The organism is Methylobacterium sp. WL6 (assembly GCF_008040095.1).
Classification (GTDB): Bacteria; Pseudomonadota; Alphaproteobacteria; order Rhizobiales; family Beijerinckiaceae; genus Methylobacterium.
Genome location: NZ_VRVH01000016.1, coordinates 24,563 through 43,784, shown reverse-complemented (window position 1 = coordinate 43,784; position 19,222 = coordinate 24,563). Strand labels below are relative to the sequence as shown.

Sequence of the window (19,222 nt, the reverse complement as noted above, 5' to 3'; positions counted from 1 at the left end):
GTGGTGGCCGGCGGGCCTCGGCCAGCCGTCGAGCGCGGGCGCCCAGAACGGCCTGCGCTATGCCTACTTCCCGGACACGCGGCGCCTGGCGATCGAGTCCGACGCCGGGGTCGCGCTCTACGACACCGGCGAGCACCAGATCTCGGGGGTCTCCCAGTCCGACGGCGCCCTGCGCTTCACCGGGCCGCAGGGCAGCATCGCCCTCGATACGCTGCGCCGCCTCGCGCCGGACGCGCCGACACCCGCGCGCGACGCTTCTCCCGCTTCGGCCCCCGCCCCCGCTTCCATCCCTGCCGCGCCGCCGGACTCGTCGGGCGACGGGGACGTGTTCACGAAGATCGAGCGGCTCGCCGAGCTTCACGGCCGCGGGGTGCTGACCGAGGCCGAGTTCGCCGAGAAGAAGGCCGACCTGCTCTCGCGGCTCTGAGCCGGCGCCCCATATTGCAGGGGCGGCCGCGTTCCGGGCCGCCGGACCCCGCATGGCCTCGATCGGCGACCTCCTCGACATCTCCACGATCTATCACGAGCCCGCGGTGGAGACGTTTCCGCGCGGGCGCGAGATCCTGGCGCGCTACCCGGACGCGACGCGCATCCCGGTGCCCTCGCACTGGAACATCCCGGCGCTCCACGGCAACGAGGGCTCGGTCGAGGACTGGGTCCGGATCAAGCGCTCGACGCTGGTGCTCGGGGTGAAGAAGGGGCTGACGATGCGGCCCAACGGCCGCAGCGCCCACTTCATCGCGCCCTCGACCTCGAACGGCTGCGCCATGGCCTGCGCCTACTGCTACGTGCCGCGGCGCAAGGGGTTTTCCAACCCGATCTCGCTGTTCGTGAACGTCGAGGCCGCCTGCGCGGCGATCGCGCGGCATGCCCGGAAGCAGGGCGCGCTGCCGGAGCCCGACACCATCGATCCCGCCGCCTGGGTCTACGACATCGGCGAGAACGGCGACCTCTCGGTCGACGCGGCGATCTGCGACAACGTCCGCGACCTCGTCGCGCTGTTCCGCACCCTGCCCAACGCCAAGGGCTCGTTCGCGACCAAGGCGGTGAACCGCGACCTGCTCGCCTACGACCCGCAGGGGCGCACCCGCATCCGATTCTCGCTGATGCCGGCACGGATCGCCAAGGTGGTCGACGTGCGCACGACGCCGATCGCGGAGCGGATCGCGGCGATCGACGACTTCGTGGCCGCGGGCTACGAGGTCCACGTCAACTTCTCGCCGGTCATCCTCTACGAGGGCTGGGAGGCGGATTGGCGGGCCTTGTTCGCCGAGATCGACGGCACGCTGTCGGACGCCGCCAAGGCCCAGCTCAAGTGCGAGATCATCCTGCTGACCCACAATGCCGGCCTGCACGCGGTCAATCTCGGCTGGCATCCGCGCGCCGAGGAGCTGCTGTGGCGGCCCGATATCCAGGAGGCCAAGGTCTCCGAAGGCGGCGGCGCCAACGTCCGCTACCGCGCCGGCTGGAAGGGCCGCTGGCTCACGCGCTTCAAGGCGGTGCTCGCGGAGACGATGCCGTACTGCACCGTGCGCTACGCGTTCTGAGCGGCGGGATCGAACCGTTCTCCGCCCCTGGGCGTTCCCGACCGCATCCGGGAGGACCGACCATCATGAGCGATCACGCACGGTACCTGAGCGAGGCGGTGCAGCTGGCCGCCGACAACGTCTGCGACGGCGGCACGCCCTACGGCGCCGTCCTGGTGCGCGGCGACGAGGTCCTGGCCCGGGTCGCCAACAACGTCCACACCACCAACGACCCGACCGGGCATGCCGAGATGGTGGCGCTGCGCGAGGCGAGCCGGCGCCTCAACAGCCGCGACCTGTCCGGCAGCGTGATGTACGCCAGCGGCCAGCCCTGCCCGATGTGCCACGCCGCGATGCGGCTGTCGGGCATCCGCGAGGGCTACTTCGCCAACGCCGCCGCCACGGCCGGCGAGTTCGGGCTGCTCGGCGCCGAGATCTACGCCGAGCTGTGCCGCCCGCTCGACGCGCAGCCGATGCGGCTGAAGCACCTCGACGTGCCGGACGCGACCGCGCCCTACGCGGCCTGGAAGGCGCGCAAGGACGAGGCCTGAGCCGATCGGCTCGGCGTGTCCCGGTCAGTGCGTCCAGGGCGCCGTGCGGTTGAACTTGAAATTGTCGGAGTAGGACAGCCCCTTGCGCGGGGGGGCCGTCTTCGGCTCCTCGACGCGGTAGGCGATGCCGGCCTTCTTGGCGTAGGCGACCGCATCCTCGAGGGACTCGAACTTGAGGTGGACCTGCTGCAGCATGTCGCCCGAGCCGGTCCAGCCCATCAGCGGGTCGGTCTCGCGCGGCGCGGTCTGGTCGAACTCGAGGTGCCAGACCTTGGTCCGGGCCGTCCCCGACTGGGACGCGTCCTTCGACGGCTGGAAGATGCGGGCGCTCGACATGGCCTTCAGACACCGCTCCGGAAATCGATGGTCGGGGCGATAGGATTCGAACCTACGACCCCCTGGTCCCAAACCAGGTGCGCTACCAGACTGCGCTACACCCCGACATGCCATCGGTCTTACGGGGTCGCCGGGGCGCGGGCAAGGTTCGATCGGTGTCGCGGCCCTAGACGCGGATGTCGAGGACTGTCCGCTCCATCGCGTCGGACGCGCGCAGGACCGCCGCGTTGGCCGCGAAGGCGGCCTTGTCCTCGATCAGCTGGACGGCCGTGCTCGACAGGTCGACCTGGGCCGCGCTCGGAAGGCTCGTCCCGATCTCGGCCACGCGCGTGGCGGTCGACTCGAACCTCTGCGACGCGGCAGCAAGGCCGGCACTGCTGATCGACGTCGCGCTGATCATGACCCGCCTCCCCGATGACGCGACTCAAACCATGGCGGGCCTGAAGGAAACGGCCGAGGATTGCCGCGCATTTGATCGATGGCGGCGTGAAGACGAAGGTACGATTGCGAAAGGCCGACGGCCAACGTGGTCCCTGCGGTACGACCGATGCGCAGGCGGTCCCAGAGGCGCCCTGTGCCGTACTCCGCTTGATCCGCGGCCCATCCGACCCACCTGCGGCATCGAGGGCGCGACGGTCCACGTCACCTGAGGATGTTTCGATGATCGATCTCTACTACTGGCCGACCCCGAACGGTCACAAGGTGACGATGTTCCTCGAGGAGGTCGGCCTCCCCTACACGATCAAGCCGGTCAACATCGGCAAGGGCGAGCAGTTCGATCCCGGCTTCCTGAAGATCGCGCCGAACAACCGCATGCCGGCGATCGTCGACCACGCGCCGGCCGACGGCGGCGCGCCGATCACGCTGTTCGAGTCGGGCGCGATCCTGCTCTACCTCGCCGAGAAGACCGGCCGGTTCCTGGCCACGGACCTCCGCGGCCGGCAGGAGGCGCTGCAATGGCTGTTCTGGCAGATGGGGGGCCTCGGTCCGATGCTCGGCCAGAACCACCACTTCTCGCAATACGCCCCCGAGAAGATCCCCTACGCGATCAACCGCTACGTCAACGAGACCAACCGGCTCTACGGCGTCCTCGACCGACGGCTCGCCGACCGCGACTTCGTCGCCGGCGATTACGGCATCGCCGACATGGCGGCCTATCCTTGGATCGTCCCGTGGGAGAAGCAGGGCCAGACCCTCGACGATCACCCGAACCTGAAGCGCTGGTTCCACGCCATCGCCGAGCGCCCCGCCACCAAGGCCGCCTACGCCCGCGCCCCGGAGGTCAACCCCGACCACGGCAAGACCATGAGCGAGGACGCCAAGAAGGTGATGTTCGGGCAGACGGCGGGGAACACCAAGCGCTGACGCGCACCTCCCTCCCCCCTTTGCGGGGGGAGGAAAGCGGCGTTACCGCCGTAGGCCGTCCAACCGCACCGGCGCCGCGTGCGGCCGCGTCGCCAGCATCTCGTCGATCAGCGCCAGGACCTCGGCACGCCCGCAATTGGCGGCGGGCTCGAACGGGGTCCAGGTCTGGGTGAAGTCGAGGCGGGCGAACACGTCGCGGTAATGGCGAAGTTCGTTCGTCGTCAGCGGCACGCCGCGCACGAAGGCCTTGTGCGCCGAGATCGTCACGGCGCGGCGGAAATCCTCCGGGTCCAGCTCGAACTTCAAAGCGTCGCCGCAGAAGCAGATCTTCCGCTGGCGATCGAACAGCACGGCGTGGCCGTCGAAGTGGCCGGCGGTGCGGTGGAGCTCGAGGCCCGGCAGCGGCTCGAGGAAGTCGTCGTAGGGCCACGAGACCTGCAGCGCGGCGCTCCAGGTGAAGTCGGCGGCGGGCAGGCACAGCTCCGGGTCGAACCGGTCCTGCAGCTGCACCAGCGCCCCGTAGGCGTGTGGGTGCGAGGCCGAAAGCACCTGCATGCCGCCCAAAGCGGCGATGTGGTCGAGCGCCGCCTCGCTGAAGACCGGGCAGCCCTCGAAGCCCATGTTGCCGGCCTCCGTGCAGATCAGGTAGCTCGACGGGCCGATGCCCGAGACCGGCTCGTTCCAGAACCGCCAGACGCCCGGCTCAAGCTCCTGCCAATGGCAGGGAAAGCGCGCCTGCGCCTCGCGCTTCGTCCAGAAGCGCCAGCCGTCCTGCGGCACGACGTGGCGGGCGTCGAGGCACATCGGGCAGGCCGGCGGGGTCTCGAAGTGGCGCTGCCAGAAGCCGCAATTGTCGCAAACGTAGGCCGGCAGATCGAGGGCGCCGGCAAAGGGCAGGTATCCGGGCACGCGTCGCCTCGTGGCAGTGGGGATGGTGCGGGGTTCCTATCAGGCGCCCCGCCGGAACGGGAGCCCGTCAGGGCCGCGGCAGCAGCCGCCGCGGGGAACGCGCCACCGCCGCGGCGCTCGCGAGCCCCGCCAGGGCGTTTCCGGCCAGGCCCGCCATGAGCAGGTCGCGCTCCCGGCTGGTCCAGAACGCGGAACGGGTGCGCTTGGTCCGGGCGCCGAAGCGCCCGTCGATGCCGACGTCGCCCGGCACCGGGGCGTCGAGGTTGCCGGCCCGGTACGGCAGGTCCTCGTCGGCCATCTGCTTGGGCCACATCTCGGCGGCCTTCCGGTCGGCATAGCCCGGGACCAGGGCCTGGGCCGCCGCCATCATCACCGTGCTGCGGCCGACCCAGACCTCGCGGCGCGGATGCTCGGCGGCGTAGACGATGGCCTCGGCGCACAGGCGCGAATCGTAGACCGGGTCCGGCGCATTCTGGTCGCGGCCGGTCCGGTTGCGGGTCCAGCGGTATTGCGGGGTGTTGACCGCCGGCAGGTAGATCACGCTGAGCGAGACCGCGGACTTGTCGTGGATCAGCTCGCAGCGCAGCGAGTCGGTGAAGCCCGAGACGGCGAACTTGGCCGCGCAGTACGGCGCCTGCAGCGCCGCGGCGCGGTAGCCCAGCCCGGACGAGACCTGGATGATCGCCCCGCGATCGCGCGGCTTCATGAAGCGCAGGGCGGCGAGCGTGCCGTAGACCTGGCTGAGATAGGTCGTCTCCGTGACGCGGCGGTACTCGGCCGGCGTGATCCGGTCGGCCCGGCTCACCACCGTCGACATCGCATTGTTGACCCAGGCGCGGACCGGCCCGAGCTCGGCTTCGATCCGGGCGGCGGCGGCGTCGACCGCCTCGGCATCCGACACGTCGGCCGGGATCGTCAGCACCGGGCGGCCGTAAGCCGCGAGGGCGGCGGCGGTCGCGCGCAGCCGGCCTTCATCGCGGGCGATTACCGCCACCGACCAGCCGCGGGACGCGAACAGGTGGGCGGTGGCCAGGCCGATCCCGGCGGTGCCCTCTGTGACGACTGCGACCCGTGCCATGCGCGACTTCCCCCGACGTACCGCAGCGACAAGCAATTGCGGCGCAAACGGTTGCGGCCCGCAGGCCGTGCCCAATGGACACGCCCTGCGGGCCGCGAAGGTCGCCGGCGCCGGGCCGGATCAGGTATGCGCGGGCGCCGCGTGCGCCGGGGCGCCGCCGTGGCCGTCGTCGGTGCTCTTGCCGCGCTTCTTGCCCACCCAGATCACGATGTTCCGGATCATCACGTAGAAGACCGGCGTCAGGAACAGGCCGAAGAAGGTCGCGCCGATCATTCCGAAGAACACCGCGGTGCCCAGCGCCTGGCGCATCTCGGCGCCGGGGCCGGTGGCGATCACCAGCGGCAGCACGCCGAGGATGAAGGCGAAGGCGGTCATCAGGATCGGGCGCAGGCGCAGGCGGCAGGCCTGGATCGCGGCGGCGACGGGGCCTTTGTGCTCCGCCTCCTCGATGTCGTGCGCGAACTCGACGATCAGGATGGCGTTCTTCGCCGCGAGACCGATCAGCACGATCAGGCCGATCTGGGTCAGGATGTTGTTGTCCTGCCCCCGCAGCTGCACGCCGAACAAGGCGGCCAGCACCCCGGTCGGCACCACCATCAGGATCGAGATCGGCAGCGCCCAGCTCTCGTACTGCGCGGCGAGCACCAGGAACACTAGCAGGATGCCCAGCGCGAACACGTAGACCGCCGTGTTGCCGGTGGCCTTCTGCTGGTAGGCGATCTCGGTCCAGTCGTAGGCGTAGCCCTCGGGCAGCGCCTTGGCGGCGATCTCCTCCATGGCGGTGAGCGCCTGTCCGGTCGAGACGCCGGGCTTGGCCACGCCCTGCACCGGCACCGAGTAGTACAGGTTGAACCGCTGCACGATCTGCGGGCCGGCGACGGTGCGCAGCGAGGCCAAGGTCCCCAGCGGCACCAGCGCGCCGGTGGAGGAGCGGACCTTGATCTGCGAGATGTCCTGCTGCGAGGTCCGGTAGGCGGCATCGGATTGCAGGCGCACCTGGTAGATGCGGCCGAGCGTGTTGAAGTCGTTGACGTAGGCGCCGCCCAGGTCCGCCTGCACCGAGGCGAAGACGTTGGCCAGCGGCACGTTCAGCATCCGCGCGATCGTGCGGTCGATGTCGAGGTAGAGCTGCGGCGTGTCGTTGCCGAAGGTGGTGAACACCCGCTGCACGTCGCTGCTCTGGTTGGCCTGGCCGATCAGCTCGCCGGCGGCGGCCAGCAGCGGCCCGGTCTCCGAGGATTGCCGGCTCTCGACCTGCATCTTGAAGCCGCCGCCGTTGCCGAGGCCGCGCACCGGCGGCGGCGGGATGACGATGACCCGCGCCTCCTGGATGTTGGCGGTGGCCTTCAGCACCTCGCCGGTGATCACCGCCGCGCTGCGCCCGTGGGTGGCGCGCTCCTTGGCGCCGGCCAGCGTGATGAACATCACGCCGGAGTTGGTGGTGTTGGTGAAGGTCGCGCCGTCGAAGCCGGCGATGATGACGGTGTTGGTCACGCCGTCGATCTTGCGCGCTTCCGCGGCCGCCCGGTTCACCGTCTCGGTGGTGCGGTCGAGCGAGGCGCCGGCCGGCAGCTGGACCACGCCGATGAGGTAGCCCTGGTCCTGGTCGGGGATGAAGCCCGTCGGCGTCGTCTGCACGAGGTGGATCGTGCCGAAGATGACGAAGCCGTAGAACACCATCACGGCGACGATGCCGACGCTGTAGCCGGTGAACAGGCCGACGACCCGAGCGTAGCCGTTCGAGAGCGCCTCGAAGCCGCGGTTGAACAGGTCGGCGAGCCAGGCGATGAACCGCGTGAGGAAGAACTTCGGCTGCTTGCGGGCGTGGTGGGGCACCAGCAGCAGCTTGCAGAGTGCCGGCGACAGGGTCAGCGAGTTGAAGGCGGAGATGATCGTCGAGGCGGCGATCGTCAGCGCGAACTGCTTGTAGAACTGGCCCGAGATGCCGGGGATGAAGGCGGTCGGGATGAACACCGCGGCCAGCACGAGCGCGATGGCGACGACGGCCGAGCCGACCTCGTCCATGGTCTTGTGCGCGGCCTCGCCCGGCGACAGCCCCTCCTCCATGTTGCGCTCGACGTTCTCGACCACGACGATCGCGTCGTCGACGACGATGCCGATGGCGAGCACCAGCCCGAACAGGGTGAGGTTGTTCAGCGAGAACCCGAAGGCCGACATCGCCGCAAAGGTGCCGACGAGCGAGACGGGGATCGCGATCACCGGGATCAGCGCCGTGCGCCAGCTCTGGAGGAAGACCAGGATCACGATCACCACGAGGCCGACGGCCTCGAACAGGGTCTTGTAGACCTCCTGGATCGACTCCTCGATGAACTCGGTCGGGTTGTAGGCGATGCGGTACTCGACGTCGGGCGGGAAGTTCTTCTTCAGGTTCTCCATCACCTTCTTGACGGAGGCTGCGGCGTCGAGCGCGTTGGTGCCCGGGCGCTGGAACGCGCCGATGCCCACCGCCGGCGTCGCGTTCAGGAAGGAGTTGGTGGTGTAGTCCTTCTGGCCCATCTCGGTGCGGGCGACGTCCTTCACCCGCACCAGGCGGCCGTTGGTCGCCTTCACGATGACGTCGGCGAACTCCTCCGGCGTCTGGAATCGTCCCTGCGACTGCACCACGAGCTGGAACGCCTCGCCGGTCTGGGCGGGCGGCGCGTTGAGCGCGCCGGCGGCGACCTGCACGTTCTGCTCCTGCAGCGCCGTGGTCACGTCGGTGGTGGAGAGCCCGTAGGCGGCGAGCTTGTTCGGGTCGAGCCAGATGCGCTCGGCGTACTCGTTGCCGCCGAAGATCGTGATGTCGCCGACGCCGTCCAGGCGCAGCATCTCGTCACGGATGTTCAGGTAGATGTAGTTGGCCAGGTAGTTCTGGTCGTAGGTCTTGTTCGGCGAGAGCAGGTGCACGACCAGCATCAGGTCGGGCGAGGCCTTGCGCACGGTGACGCCGAGGTTGCGCACGTCCGGCGGCAGGCGCGGCTGCGCCACCGAGAGCCGGTTCTGCACCAGCACGTTGGCGATATCGAGGTTGGTGCCGACCTTGAAGGTGACGGTCAGCAGCATGTTGCCGTCGTTGGTCGACAGCGACGTCATGTAGAGCATGTTGTCGACGCCGTTCACCTCCTGCTCGATCGGCGTCGCGATCGTCGCGGCCACCGTCTCGGCGTTGGCGCCGGGGAAGCTCGCGCGCACGGTGACCGTGGGCGGGACGATCTCGGGATATTGCGAGACCGGCAAGCTCTCGTAGGCGACGAAGCCGAGGAGCAGGAAGATGATCGACGTGACCGACGCGAAGATCGGCCGATCGACGAAGAAGTGGGCAAAACGCATCGGTCAAACCTCTGGGTCGCCGCCCCTCGCGGAGCCGGCGACCGGCGTCGTCGATGGCGCCGCACCGGTCGGGACCGGTGCCGCTCGTACGCTCGAGACCGCGGACGGCCTCAGGTCTTGCTCGGCGGCAGCGTGATCGATTCCGGCGAGACCTTGGCGCCGGGGCGCACGCGGGAGGTGCCGTTGACCACGATGGTCTCGTCCCCCTTCAGGCCGTCGCGGATCACGCGGTAGCCGTCGACCTTGGGCCCGAGCTTCACGTCCTTGGCCGTCACCGTCCCGTCCTCGCCGACGAGGTAGACGATGCGCTTGTCCTGGTTGGCGGCGACCGCCTCGTCCGGGATCATGACGCCCTGGAACGGCTTCGTCGCGGGCATCGAGACGATGCCGAACAGGCCCGGCTTGATGAAGCCGTCGGCGTTCTCGACCGTGGCGCGCAGGAGGATCGTGCCGGTGGAGTTGTCGACGCGGTTGTCGACGAAGTCGAGGGTGCCCTTGCGGGTCGGCTTGGCCTCGCCCGACAGGGCGATCAGGATCGGGACGCCCTTGCCGCGCTGGGTCTGGCCCATGCCGATGCCGAGCGAGCCCTGGTACTTCAGGAACGACTTCTCGTCGACGGTGAAGGAGAAGTAGATCGGATCGAGCGAGACGATGGTGGTCAGCATCGTCTGGTCGGTGATGACGATGTTGCCCTCGGTCACGAGGCGCTGGCTGATCCGCCCGTTGATCGGCGACTTCACTTCCGAGAAGTCGAAGTTCAACTGGGCGTTGCGGAGCGCCGCCTCGGCGCTGTCGACGTCGGCCTGCGCGGTCTGCGAGGCCTGGCGGCGCTGGTCGGTGACCTGCTCGGAGATGTTGCCGCCCTTCGACAGGGTCTGCGCGCGCTCCAGGTCGGTCTGCGAGAACGAGAGGCGGGCCTTGGCCGAGGTCAGCGAGGCCTGCGCCTGCTCCAGGGCCGCCTTGTAGGGCCGCCGGTCGATGACGAAGAGCACGTCGCCCTTCTTCACCGTGGCGCCGTCCGTGAAGTTGATCTTCTCAAGGTAGCCCGTCACCCGCGCGCGGACCTCGACGAACTCGATCGGGTCGAAGCGGCCGGTATACTGGTCCTGCTCGATGATCTCGCGGACCACGGGCTTGGCGACCGTCACCTTCGGCGGCGGGCCGCCCGGCGCCTGGGCACGGGCCTGCGGCGCGGCGAGCGCCGCGGCGATCACGATGAGGCTTGCGAGCCGACGCTTGTACATGGATGGTTCCCCAGCAGCCCGCCACCTATTCCCCGCAGCGCGCACAGGTTGTGCGACACCGCACATGGCTTCGCCGCGACCGACCGGGCGACGCGCATGCGGCCGTGCTTCGACGGGTCTACTCAATCGCTTCACCGGCCGACGACCAGTCGCGATAGCCGCCCTTGTAGTGTTCCGTGAGGCCGAGCCCGGTCTGCTGCATCGCGTTGAGCGCGTGGACCGAGCGCACGCCGGAGCCGCAGGAGAAGACCGCGCGGCGCCCGTCCGCCTCGATCAGAGCGGCCACCGCCGCCGGATCGAAGCTCGAGAGCGGGTGCATCACCGCTCCGGGGATGTGGCCGTTCTCGTATTCGTGCGGCTCGCGCACGTCGATCACCAGCATCGACCCGTCGGCGAGACCCTGCTTGATCGCATCGCGGTCGAGGTCGACAACACGCATCGAACGATTCCCTGGGAGAGAGAGGCCGGCCGCGCGGGCTGACGCTTTTCCTTATTCGTCAGCCGTCCACGGTGCAACACGCCGCCGAAGGCGCGCTGCGGATCAGAGCGCATCGAGCAGCGCGTCGGCCTGCTCGAAATGCGCCGCCCAGGTCGGTGCGGCGTAGCCGTCGAGACGCTGGGCCAGCGTCTCGCGAAGCCCGGAGCCCGGCCGGCTCAGATCCTCGACCGCCCGCCCCCAGCCGAGGCCGTCGAGGGGATCGAGGAAGGCGGCGAAGCCCTCGGCGATCTCGCGGTGGACCGGAATGCCGGAGGCGACCACCGGCACGCCGGACGCCGCCGCCTCGACGATCGGGATGCCGTAGCCTTCGGTGAAGGACGGCATCAGCAGCGCCGTGCAGCTCCGCGTGAGCGCGGCGAGGCCGTGGGTCGAGAGCCCGGAGACCTCGACGACGTGCGGGCGGATCGCCTCGCAGCGCTCCAGCAGGTCGACGACGTTCTCGGCCTCCCAGCCGCGGCGCCCGACCAGCACGAGCCGGGGCGTGGCCGGGCCGTGGCGCTCGGCGAGCTCCCGCCAGAGATGGAGCAGCAGCAGATGGTTCTTGCGCGGCTCGATCGTGCCGCAGACGAGGAAGGTCGGCCGGTCGGGCATGAGGCGCGGGCCGTCGCGCCCGAAGGCCGGCTCGACGCCGAGATGCCCGACCGCGAGCGGCGGACGCCCGAACCCGTCGGCGGCGAGGTGCGCCAGCGTCCGCTCGCCGGTATCGGCGGAATTCACGACGATGGCGGCCGCGTGCCGGCCGATGGTCCGCAGGCGCTGGCGGTGGCGCTCGGCCTCGCCGGGCCGGCCGTATTCGGGATGGGTGATCGGGATCAGGTCGTGGACGAAGAACACCGGCCGCACGTCGGTGCGGGTGTAGAGCCAGTCGAAGCGCTCCGGCTTGTCGAGGCGCAGGTGCGAGGTGTGCAGGTAGAGGCTGCCCTCCGGCAGGGCCGAGATCGGCGCGGCGCGCAGGATCCCGAGCACGGTCTCGGCCTGGATGCGCCGCCGGCGGATCGTGCCGGACCGCTGGTCGCGCCCGGCGACGGCCTCCGCCGGGCGGCCGGTGAGCCGTGCCTCGAGGCGGCGGTAGACCGGATCGGATTCGGCCACCACGTCCTCGGTCCAGCCGTCCGCGACCGCGTCGACGATGCGGGACGCGTGGTCCCGCTCGAGGATGCGCGGCCCGAGGCCGGTGGAGACCAGCCCGAAGCGCGCGCCGGCGCCGTCGAGCACGTGGCGGGCATAGGCGAGGTCGACCCGGTCGATCCCGGACGGGCTCGCATGGCGCAGGCGGGTGACGAGGCGGGTGAGGTCGAAGGCGATCGGCCGTGTCGACATGATGCTCCGGATTGCGGCCCCCATGCGGGCCGGCCGGGTGTTACCGGGCCGAGGCGCGGAGGGCCAGCCGGTGCGATGCCTCGGGTTCGAACCGTTGGCCGATCGGGAACCGTCGCGGTCGGCATATCGAAAGCCGGACGACGAGGAACGGGAGCCTGCGCCGGGGGCGGCCGCCGCCCGCCGCCGGCGACGGATGACGGCTCTCGCGGCACGCGACGGACCGACCGCCGGGTTGCGCGCCCGGCTCCAGGCAGCCGTCAGCCGATCGACGCCTTTCCTCGTGCCGCCCGTCCCGGCAGGAAACGCTCCTTCATCTCCAGCACCTTCTGCACCTGGGCCCCGAGCGTCAGAAGCTGCACGAGGCGTTGCGTGTCGAGGCGGCGCACGTCGCCGTACCAGTCGGCGAACAACTCGAAGAGATCGCGCATCTCGGTCAGGCGTTGCTGGGCGTAGCGTTCGTCGTCATCGCTCGGCGCCTCCATCAGCAGCTCGCGCAGCAGCGTCAGCGTCGGGTCGATCTCGCGCTTCTTGCGCTCCTCCACCAGGGTCCGGACGATCTGCCAGATGTCCTCCGGCGTCGAGAAGTAGTCGCGGCGGTCGCCGGGCCTGTGCTGAAGGCGGACGAGGCTCCAGGCCTGCAGCTCCTTGAGCCCCATGCTCACGTTCGAGCGGGACAGGCCGAGCTTGTCCACGATCTCCTCGGCATTGAGCCCCTGCGGCGACACGAACAGCAGCGCGTAGATCTGGCCGACCGTGCGATTGATGCCCCAGCGGGAGCCCATCTCGCCGAAATGCAGCACGAAGGCTTGCACGAGGGGAGGAAGCTGCATCGCCCGCTATGCCTTGAGCCAGAGGCGCAGCACGAAGGCGATCCCGCCGACGACGACGACCCCGCCGATCCAGAGGGCCACGAACCAGCCGAGCCGGCCGGCCCAACGCGGCATCAGCCCGCTCAATGGTAGCCGTCCGCGCCGACCTTGCCCCGGAAGACCCAGTACGCGTAGGCGGTGTAGGCCAGGATGACCGGGATGAGGACGCCCGCGCCGACCAGCATGAAGATCTGCGAGGATCTCGGCGAGGCCGCCTCCCAGATCGTCACCCGGCCGGGGACGATGTCGGGATAGATGCTGATTCCCAGACCGACATACGACAGGCCGAACAGCCCGAGCGCCAGCAGGAACGGCGCCCGCTCGGCCCCGCGCATGAGCGTCCGGAAGAACAGGACGCTGCCGAGCACGACCAGCAAGGGCACCTGAGCCGTCAGCAACACGTTCGGCCAGGCGAACCAGCGGGCGGCGAAGGCGGCGTCGAGCAGCGGGGTCGCCGCGCTCACGGCCGCGATGCAGGCGATGGTGGCGATCCCGAACCGGAGCGCCATGCGTCGGCCAAGTTCGCGCGTCGTTCCCTCGGTCCGCATCACGAGCCACGTGGCGCCCAAGAGCGCGTAGCCCAGCACGAGGCTGATCCCGGTGAACAGGCTGAACGGCGTCAGCCAGTCCCACCGCCCGCCGCCGTAGCCGCGCCCGGTGACGGCGATGCCCTGGAGGAGAGCGCCCAGGGCGATGCCCTGCGCCAGGGCGGCGACCAGCGAGCCGCCCGCGAAGGCGACGTCCCAGAAGGCGCGATGGCGGGGATCGCGCCAGCGGAATTCGAAGGCCACGCCTCGGAAGACCAGGCCCAGCAGCATGGCGACGATCGGTGCGTAGAGGGCGGGCAGGATGATCGCGTAGGCGAGCGGGAACGCAGCGAAGAGGCCGCCGCCGCCGAGCACCAGCCACGTCTCGTTGCCATCCCAGACGGGCGCGATCGAGTTCATGGCGACGTTGCGTTCCTCCCCGGCCCGGAGGCTGGGAAACAGCAGCCCGACGCCGAGATCGAAGCCGTCCATCACCACGTAGGCGAAGACCGCGAACGCGATCACGAAGGCCCAGACCGTGGAGAGATCGAAGGCGGCGTTCATGGCTCCTACTCCGCCGGCTGCAGATGGCGATCGGGATCGACGGCGGGCGCGGGCGTGAGGCCGGCGGCGCGGATCGGCAGGCCGACCTCGGGGCCTTCCTCGCCGCGATGGGGCGCATGCGCCATCAGCCGCAGGATGTAGAGGATCCCCATGCCGAAGACCGAAAGGTAGATCACGACGAAGGCGAGCAGCGAGCTCGCGACGGCCGGCACCTGCAGCGGAGACGCGGATTGCGCGGTGCGCAGCAGGCCGTAGACCGTGAAGGGCTGGCGGCCCACCTCCGTCGTGATCCAGCCGGCCAGCACCGCCACGAAGCCCGCGGGCCCCATCGTCACCGCGACGCGGTGCAGCCAGGTCGTCTCGTAGAGGCGCCCGCGCCACCGCGCCCACAGGCTCCACAGGCCGACGCCCAGCATCGCGACGCCGAGCCCGACCATGATGCGGAACGACCAGAACACGATCGGCACCGGCGGCCAATTCGCGCGCGGGACGCTGTCGAGCCCATCGAGGGCTGCGTCGAGCGAATGCTTCAGGATCAGCGACGAGAGCTTGGGCACCTCCAGCGCGTAGCGGACGGTCGCCGCGTCCTGGTCCGGCAGGCCGAACAGGATGAGCGGAGCCCCGTCCGGATGCCCCCGGAAGTGGCCCTCCATCGCCATGACCTTGGCCGGTTGATGCGCGAGCGTGTTCAGGCCGTGGGCATCGCCCGCGAGGATCTGGAGCGGCGCGACGCAGGCCAGCATCCACATCGCCATGGAGAACATGGTGCGGGCGCCCGCATTGGCGCGGTCCCGCAGCAGGTGCCAGGCGCCCACGCCGCCGACCACGAGCGCCGTCGTCAGGTAGGCGGCCAGCACCATGTGCACGAGCCGATACGGGAACGACGGGTTGAAGACGATCGCCCACCAATCGAGGGGCACGAACTGACCTTGCGCATTCGTGCCATACCCGGCCGGCGTCTGCATCCAGGAATTGACGGATACGATCCAGAACGCCGAGAAGCCGGTGCCGACCGCCACCATCAGGGTCGCCAGCATGTGCAGGCCGCGGCCGACCTTCTTCATGCCGAACAGCATCACGCCGAGAAAGCCGGCCTCCAGGAAGAAGGCCGACATGACCTCGTAGGCCATCAACGGCCCGAGCACCGGGCCGGTCCTGTCGGAATAGACCGACCAGTTGGTGCCGAACTGATAGCTCATCACCAGGCCGGAGACGACGCCCATCGCGAAAGCGATGGCGAAGATCTTGAGCCAGTAGTGGAAGAGATTGATGAACACCTCGCGGCCGGTCGCCAGCCACAGACCTTCGAGCACCGCGAGGTAGCTCGCCAGCCCGATCGAGAAGGCCGGGTAGACGATGTGGAAGGCGACGGTGAACCCGAACTGCGCCCGCGCAAGCGTCAGCGCGTCGATCTCGGATAGGAGAGACATGCCCGCGGCCTCGTCAATCTCGTCATTTCAGGAATTACCGAAATGACGATAAGAATGCAAGCCTAGACGACGCACAAGGATAGGTCGGATGTCGCATCAACGGATGCCGCCGGGACCACGGGCCTGCAGGCGGGCGCCGGAGGTACGCGCCATCGCCGACCCCGCGATCCGATGACGAAGCCCCGACCCGCCGGCCTCGGCCAATCCGGCTGGCTTCGAGGGTCGCTTCGGAGCCCGTTCGACGACGGGCGCCGCCGAGCCGCCTCGGAAGGGCGGTGGCGGCCAGCGCTTCAGTACGTCCAGCGCTGCGCCTTTGAGACGAGGAAGTCGCGGAACGCCTGGACGCGGGCGACCGTGCGCATCTCTTCGGCGTAGACGAGATAGCTCTCCAGCGTCGGCATCTCGCTGTCGCGCAGCACCTGGACGAGGTGGTCGTCGCCGTCGACCGCGTAGTCCGGCAGGATGCCGATGCCGGCGCCGGTCTCCATCGCGCGCTGCAGCGCGCCGATGTTGTTGACGGTGAAGGCGACCGGGCGGCGCTCGCGGCCCTCGCGGCCGACATTGGCGAGCCAGTGCGCCGCCAGCAGGTAGGACGGCTCGTTGCCGCCGAAGGAGACGAGGCGGTGCTCGTCGAGGTCCTCGACGGTCTTGGGCTCGCCGAAGCGCTTGACGTAATCCTGGCTGGCGAAGGCGTGGTAGTGCACCGTGAACAGCCGGCGCTGGATCAGGTCGGGCTGGGCCGGCCGGCGCATGCGGATCGCGACGTCGGCCTCGCGCATGGCGAGGTCGAGCTCCTCGTTGGTCAGGATCAACTCGATCCGCACGTCCGGGTAGAGGTCGAGGAATTCGGCGACGCGCTGGGCGAGCCACGCGGTGCCCAGCCCCACGGTGGTGGTCACCTTGAGGTCGCCCGACGGCCGCTCGCTGGTCTCGACGAGGCGGGCGCGGGTGTTCTCCAGCCGGAGCTTCATGTCGCGCGCGGCGCGGAACAGAAGGTCGCCCTGCTCGGTCAGGATCAGGCCGCGGGCGTGGCGGTGGAACAGGGGCGCCTTCAGCTCGCGCTCCAGGGCGCTGATCTGGCGGCTCACCGCGGATTGGCTCAGGCCGATGTCGTCGCCGGCACGGGTGAAGCTGCCGGCTTCCGCGACGTTGAGGAAGATCCGGATCTTGTCCCAATCCACGGCGAGACTCCCTCACGCACCCAGACGACGCCGAGGCACGCGCGCCCCATTCCGGCCACCCGCGCCGTCGACCGACGCGGGCGTTTCCCGGCCCCGCTGCGACGCATCGGACCCGGCTGCGGTCGAACGGGCCCGGCCTCGTCGCGACGCCCGCCACTCATGCGTCCTGAGCATGGTCGCGCGCAAGGCGCCGCAAAAAGAAAATGTTGACAGATCCTCGGCGCGGGGCCGAACCGCGCAGTCCTCACCCGCCCGAACGGGGATTCGGGCCGGTGGACGAGCTCGCGCTTACTCGGCGGCGGCCTGTCGCGGGCTCTCGCCGATGTCGAGGTTGGCGAGGTACTTCTCCGCTTCCAGCGCAGCCATGCAGCCCATGCCGGCCGCGGTGATCGCCTGGCGGTAGACGTCGTCGGTGACGTCGCCGGCCGCTTCTCTAAACCAAAAAGAGATGCACATTCAAAACGCCTCCGATCCTTTCGGGCGCCAAAAAAGGCTGTTCTTCCTCCGACACTTAGGCATTCAGCTCCGACTGAGAAGGCCCTCGGCCGTCATAGCAAATTCAAATCTGACCGTTAGGGGTGCCGCATGACCCTGCGTTTGGGTCCAAACATCGGAACAGCGTGAGCGCCATCCGAAATCCGACGTTGGCCATGACAAAGAACGTCAGCAGAAGGTAGGTTGCATCAGCGCATGTCACATCCCGACGGTCCAGGGTCTCGCGCACCCGGGCATCGCCGTTGCCGCGAAGGATTTTGGTAGGCGTCGCGGTCCGTAGCGTCTCCCCGGCGTTACAGGGGATACGTGCCGAGCTTGCCGACCTACGGCGAGAGCGTGAGCGAGTAGGCGAAGATCCCACCCTTAGCGGACCCGCCGGTGGCGAACGCCGCCGCCTGCCTCGTCGGTCGCTGGGAGGGCCGTGCCCCGGCCATGGTATCAGGCGGGGCGCTTTGAGTTCGTGACGAAGTTCCGGCTCTGGAGCGCCGACTGGTAGTAGTCTTCGTCGAGGAAGCGCAGGATCTTCTTCAGCTCGGCCTTGGTCCCCGGCATGGCTATCGCCTGCCGCCCGTCGACCTCGACGGTCCGCACCTCGATGCCGAACGTGCGCGCCACCCGCTGGATGGTCTCCGCATCGACGTTGTCGAGGATCTGGCTCTGGCTGATGAGGGTGACCTTGCGCCTGATCCACGAGTCCGCGTCCGTCACGAAGGCCTGCGGGTCCGCGAAATGGACGCCGGCCGTCGCGGCGAACGCCTGCAGGTCCGTGGTCGTCGCCTCGACGTAGTAGGCGCTCAGGTCGAAGACCTGCCGGAGGACGTGGAAGCTGAAGAACTTTAGGCCGGTTCCCACCAGCATCGCCGCCAGGCGGGTGTCCAGGGTCAGGCCGACGCCATCGACCTTGCGGTAGACGTTGGCGGAATGGAACAGGGAGATCCCGGCCGCCGAGATGATCTTGCGGCGGTCGAAGCCCTGTATCAGCGCGATCCGCTCGCCGGCGTCGGACCGGTACCCCGCGAACAGCGCCCTGACGGTGGCGAACTCGGCCGGGTCCGGCGAGATCTCCGCTATCCCCAAGGGGTGCTCGATGGCCTCGTGGATGTTCTCGATGTCGTCGTAGTCGGCGATGACGAGGCACTCCCCGGCATCGGGCTTGTACTTCCCGTCGAAGGCGTGCTCGACCTCGACCGATCCGGTGAAGTCGCGTTCCTGCTGCCGGAACAGCGCCTCGACCTCGGTCTGGACGTTCTGGGCGAGCGGGATGCGAAGCACCCGTCGGGCGGGCTCCTGGGTCAGCGCGAACAGGTTCATGGGCTCAGACGACCTCCAGGAGCATCGACCCGGAGATGCGCTTGACGGTCCTGACCTGCTTCGGGTCGAGCAGGTCCCTTTGGGTGATGAGGGTGTAGACCACCCCGTTGGCTGCCTCGGCCTTGTAGAAGCGGTAGCCGAGCACCCGCATGACGGGGTTGGCCGGGATCGCGCTCATCATCCAGAGGACGACGGCGCCAAGCGCCAGCATCGCCAGGACGGCGCCGACGGTGATGTCGATCGCCTTGCCGATGAAGGGCACGAAGTAGGTCGCGACGATGCCCAGCATCAGGGTATCGTTGGCCTCGACCTTCTTCAGGGTGATCGGGAAGGTCTCGCCGTTCCAGCGAAGAGCATCAACGATGTAGCGGACGACGAGGATGCCCGCGAAGCCGGGGACCGCGTACCAAAGCGCGTCCCACGTCAGCCCGCCCTTGTCCCACACGCGTGCCAGCGCCACGCTGATGAGCGAGGGCGACAATGCCGATACGAACAGGGCCGTCTTGAGCCAGTTCCTCATCCGCCCCGCTTCATGTCCGACCCCTCCCCTCGCTCCGCGTGCCGACCATCAGACCACGAGAACAAAGAGTGAATGTAGACCGCAGCCCGGATATCGGCAACGTTTCGGGCAGGACCGCAATCCCTCATATGGACCAATGTCCATTGGGTGGGTCCCAAACGGTTTCG

The 19,222-nt window shown here is 69.2% G+C and carries 19 protein-coding genes, 1 tRNA gene and 1 pseudogene; 4 read left to right on the top strand and 17 right to left on the bottom strand.

Going from position 1 to position 19,222, the window contains the following annotated elements; all coding sequences use genetic code 11:
• The 3 genes from FV230_RS04500 to FV230_RS04490 all read left to right on the top strand — a co-directional run.
• Window positions 1-427, top strand: a 427-nt coding sequence (locus FV230_RS04500) for an SHOCT domain-containing protein (RefSeq protein ID WP_147841430.1), incomplete at its 5' end; no start/stop codon positions are given.
• Between the two features lie 52 nt (window positions 428-479).
• Window positions 480-1,547: a spore photoproduct lyase family protein gene (locus FV230_RS04495; protein WP_147726083.1), complete on the top strand. Its 1,068-nt coding sequence runs from the start codon at window positions 480-482 to the stop codon at window positions 1,545-1,547.
• A 65-nt stretch (window positions 1,548-1,612) separates the two neighbouring features.
• Window positions 1,613-2,077 carry a nucleoside deaminase gene (locus FV230_RS04490; protein ID WP_147726082.1) on the top strand — a complete coding sequence of 155 codons (465 nt, stop codon included), beginning with the start codon at window positions 1,613-1,615 and terminating at the stop codon, window positions 2,075-2,077.
• 24 nt (window positions 2,078-2,101) lie between these two features.
• Here FV230_RS04490 and FV230_RS04485 read toward each other — a convergent pair whose 3' ends face one another.
• The 3 genes from FV230_RS04485 to FV230_RS04475 all read right to left on the bottom strand — a co-directional run bounded on the left by FV230_RS04485 (window position 2,102) and on the right by FV230_RS04475 (window position 2,813).
• Window positions 2,102-2,413 (bottom strand): ETC complex I subunit, encoded by a 312-nt coding sequence (locus tag FV230_RS04485; RefSeq protein WP_147841429.1) that lies wholly within the window; start codon window positions 2,411-2,413, stop codon window positions 2,102-2,104.
• Window positions 2,414-2,441: 28 nt separating this feature from the next.
• A tRNA-Pro gene (locus FV230_RS04480) sits at window positions 2,442-2,518 on the bottom strand.
• A 61-nt stretch (window positions 2,519-2,579) separates the two neighbouring features.
• Complete coding sequence (locus FV230_RS04475) at window positions 2,580-2,813, bottom strand: hypothetical protein (RefSeq protein WP_147841428.1); 234 nt, start codon at window positions 2,811-2,813, stop codon at window positions 2,580-2,582.
• Window positions 2,814-3,073: 260 nt separating this feature from the next.
• Here FV230_RS04475 and FV230_RS04470 point away from each other — a divergent pair, with 260 nt between their 5' ends.
• Entirely contained in the window at window positions 3,074-3,778 is a 705-nt protein-coding gene (locus tag FV230_RS04470; protein WP_147726072.1) for a glutathione S-transferase N-terminal domain-containing protein, read from the top strand.
• Window positions 3,779-3,820: 42 nt separating this feature from the next.
• On the opposite strand, the gene FV230_RS04465 is transcribed toward FV230_RS04470, so the two are convergent.
• From FV230_RS04465 to FV230_RS04400, 14 genes and pseudogenes are all read right to left on the bottom strand, one after another.
• Window positions 3,821-4,687, bottom strand: coding sequence for an MBL fold metallo-hydrolase (locus FV230_RS04465; RefSeq protein ID WP_147841427.1), 867 nt, complete (start codon window positions 4,685-4,687; stop codon window positions 3,821-3,823).
• A 67-nt stretch (window positions 4,688-4,754) separates the two neighbouring features.
• Window positions 4,755-5,765 (bottom strand): SDR family oxidoreductase, encoded by a 1,011-nt coding sequence (locus FV230_RS04460; RefSeq protein WP_147841426.1) that lies wholly within the window; start codon window positions 5,763-5,765, stop codon window positions 4,755-4,757.
• A 120-nt stretch (window positions 5,766-5,885) separates the two neighbouring features.
• The gene (locus tag FV230_RS04455) at window positions 5,886-9,095 is read right to left on the bottom strand and encodes a multidrug efflux RND transporter permease subunit (protein WP_147841425.1); all 3,210 of its coding nucleotides are present in this window, start codon (window positions 9,093-9,095) and stop codon (window positions 5,886-5,888) included.
• A 110-nt stretch (window positions 9,096-9,205) separates the two neighbouring features.
• Window positions 9,206-10,339, bottom strand: coding sequence for an efflux RND transporter periplasmic adaptor subunit (locus tag FV230_RS04450; RefSeq protein ID WP_147728428.1), 1,134 nt, complete (start codon window positions 10,337-10,339; stop codon window positions 9,206-9,208).
• 118 nt (window positions 10,340-10,457) lie between these two features.
• A complete protein-coding gene (locus FV230_RS04445; protein WP_147841424.1) occupies window positions 10,458-10,778 on the bottom strand; it encodes a rhodanese-like domain-containing protein in 321 nt (106 codons plus the stop codon).
• Between the two features lie 102 nt (window positions 10,779-10,880).
• Window positions 10,881-12,158: a glycosyltransferase family 1 protein gene (locus FV230_RS04440; protein WP_147841423.1), complete on the bottom strand. Its 1,278-nt coding sequence runs from the start codon at window positions 12,156-12,158 to the stop codon at window positions 10,881-10,883.
• A 257-nt stretch (window positions 12,159-12,415) separates the two neighbouring features.
• A complete protein-coding gene (locus FV230_RS04435; protein WP_147841422.1) occupies window positions 12,416-12,988 on the bottom strand; it encodes a GbsR/MarR family transcriptional regulator in 573 nt (190 codons plus the stop codon).
• A gap of 6 nt (window positions 12,989-12,994) precedes the next feature.
• Window positions 12,995-13,102, bottom strand: coding sequence for a DUF2474 domain-containing protein (locus FV230_RS04430; protein WP_147727815.1), 108 nt, complete (start codon window positions 13,100-13,102; stop codon window positions 12,995-12,997).
• A gap of 8 nt (window positions 13,103-13,110) precedes the next feature.
• Window positions 13,111-14,118 (bottom strand): cytochrome d ubiquinol oxidase subunit II, encoded by a 1,008-nt coding sequence (gene cydB, locus FV230_RS04425; RefSeq protein WP_147841421.1) that lies wholly within the window; start codon window positions 14,116-14,118, stop codon window positions 13,111-13,113.
• Window positions 14,119-14,123: 5 nt separating this feature from the next.
• Window positions 14,124-15,548: a cytochrome ubiquinol oxidase subunit I gene (locus FV230_RS04420; RefSeq protein WP_147841420.1), complete on the bottom strand. Its 1,425-nt coding sequence runs from the start codon at window positions 15,546-15,548 to the stop codon at window positions 14,124-14,126.
• 290 nt (window positions 15,549-15,838) lie between these two features.
• The gene (locus FV230_RS04415) at window positions 15,839-16,729 is read right to left on the bottom strand and encodes a LysR family transcriptional regulator (RefSeq protein ID WP_147727817.1); all 891 of its coding nucleotides are present in this window, start codon (window positions 16,727-16,729) and stop codon (window positions 15,839-15,841) included.
• Window positions 16,730-17,017: 288 nt separating this feature from the next.
• A pseudogene (locus tag FV230_RS04410) lies at window positions 17,018-17,158 on the bottom strand (thioredoxin-disulfide reductase); the annotation flags it as partial.
• Window positions 17,159-17,662: 504 nt separating this feature from the next.
• Entirely contained in the window at window positions 17,663-18,535 is an 873-nt protein-coding gene (locus FV230_RS04405; RefSeq protein ID WP_147841418.1) for a Kiwa anti-phage protein KwaB-like domain-containing protein, read from the bottom strand.
• Window positions 18,536-18,539: 4 nt separating this feature from the next.
• On the bottom strand, window positions 18,540-19,055 hold the full coding sequence (locus FV230_RS04400) for a hypothetical protein (protein ID WP_147841417.1): 516 nt from the start codon (window positions 19,053-19,055) through the stop codon (window positions 18,540-18,542).
• Between the last annotated feature and the right edge of the window lie 167 nt (window positions 19,056-19,222).

Coding starts and splice junctions, on each gene's coding strand:
- FV230_RS04495 (WP_147726083.1), top strand. CDS start 480: ATGGCCTCGATCGGCGACCTCCTCGACATCTCCACGATCTATCACGAG.
- FV230_RS04490 (WP_147726082.1), top strand. CDS start 1,613: ATGAGCGATCACGCACGGTACCTGAGCGAGGCGGTGCAGCTGGCCGCC.
- FV230_RS04485 (WP_147841429.1), bottom strand. CDS start 2,413: ATGTCGAGCGCCCGCATCTTCCAGCCGTCGAAGGACGCGTCCCAGTCG.
- FV230_RS04475 (WP_147841428.1), bottom strand. CDS start 2,813: ATGATCAGCGCGACGTCGATCAGCAGTGCCGGCCTTGCTGCCGCGTCG.
- FV230_RS04470 (WP_147726072.1), top strand. CDS start 3,074: ATGATCGATCTCTACTACTGGCCGACCCCGAACGGTCACAAGGTGACG.
- FV230_RS04460 (WP_147841426.1), bottom strand. CDS start 5,765: ATGGCACGGGTCGCAGTCGTCACAGAGGGCACCGCCGGGATCGGCCTG.
- FV230_RS04455 (WP_147841425.1), bottom strand. CDS start 9,095: ATGCGTTTTGCCCACTTCTTCGTCGATCGGCCGATCTTCGCGTCGGTC.
- FV230_RS04450 (WP_147728428.1), bottom strand. CDS start 10,339: ATGTACAAGCGTCGGCTCGCAAGCCTCATCGTGATCGCCGCGGCGCTC.
- FV230_RS04445 (WP_147841424.1), bottom strand. CDS start 10,778: ATGCGTGTTGTCGACCTCGACCGCGATGCGATCAAGCAGGGTCTCGCC.
- FV230_RS04440 (WP_147841423.1), bottom strand. CDS start 12,158: ATGTCGACACGGCCGATCGCCTTCGACCTCACCCGCCTCGTCACCCGC.
- FV230_RS04435 (WP_147841422.1), bottom strand. CDS start 12,988: ATGCAGCTTCCTCCCCTCGTGCAAGCCTTCGTGCTGCATTTCGGCGAG.
- FV230_RS04430 (WP_147727815.1), bottom strand. CDS start 13,102: ATGCCGCGTTGGGCCGGCCGGCTCGGCTGGTTCGTGGCCCTCTGGATC.
- cydB (WP_147841421.1), bottom strand. CDS start 14,118: ATGAACGCCGCCTTCGATCTCTCCACGGTCTGGGCCTTCGTGATCGCG.
- FV230_RS04420 (WP_147841420.1), bottom strand. CDS start 15,548: ATGTCTCTCCTATCCGAGATCGACGCGCTGACGCTTGCGCGGGCGCAG.
- FV230_RS04405 (WP_147841418.1), bottom strand. CDS start 18,535: ATGAACCTGTTCGCGCTGACCCAGGAGCCCGCCCGACGGGTGCTTCGC.
- FV230_RS04400 (WP_147841417.1), bottom strand. CDS start 19,055: ATGAGGAACTGGCTCAAGACGGCCCTGTTCGTATCGGCATTGTCGCCC.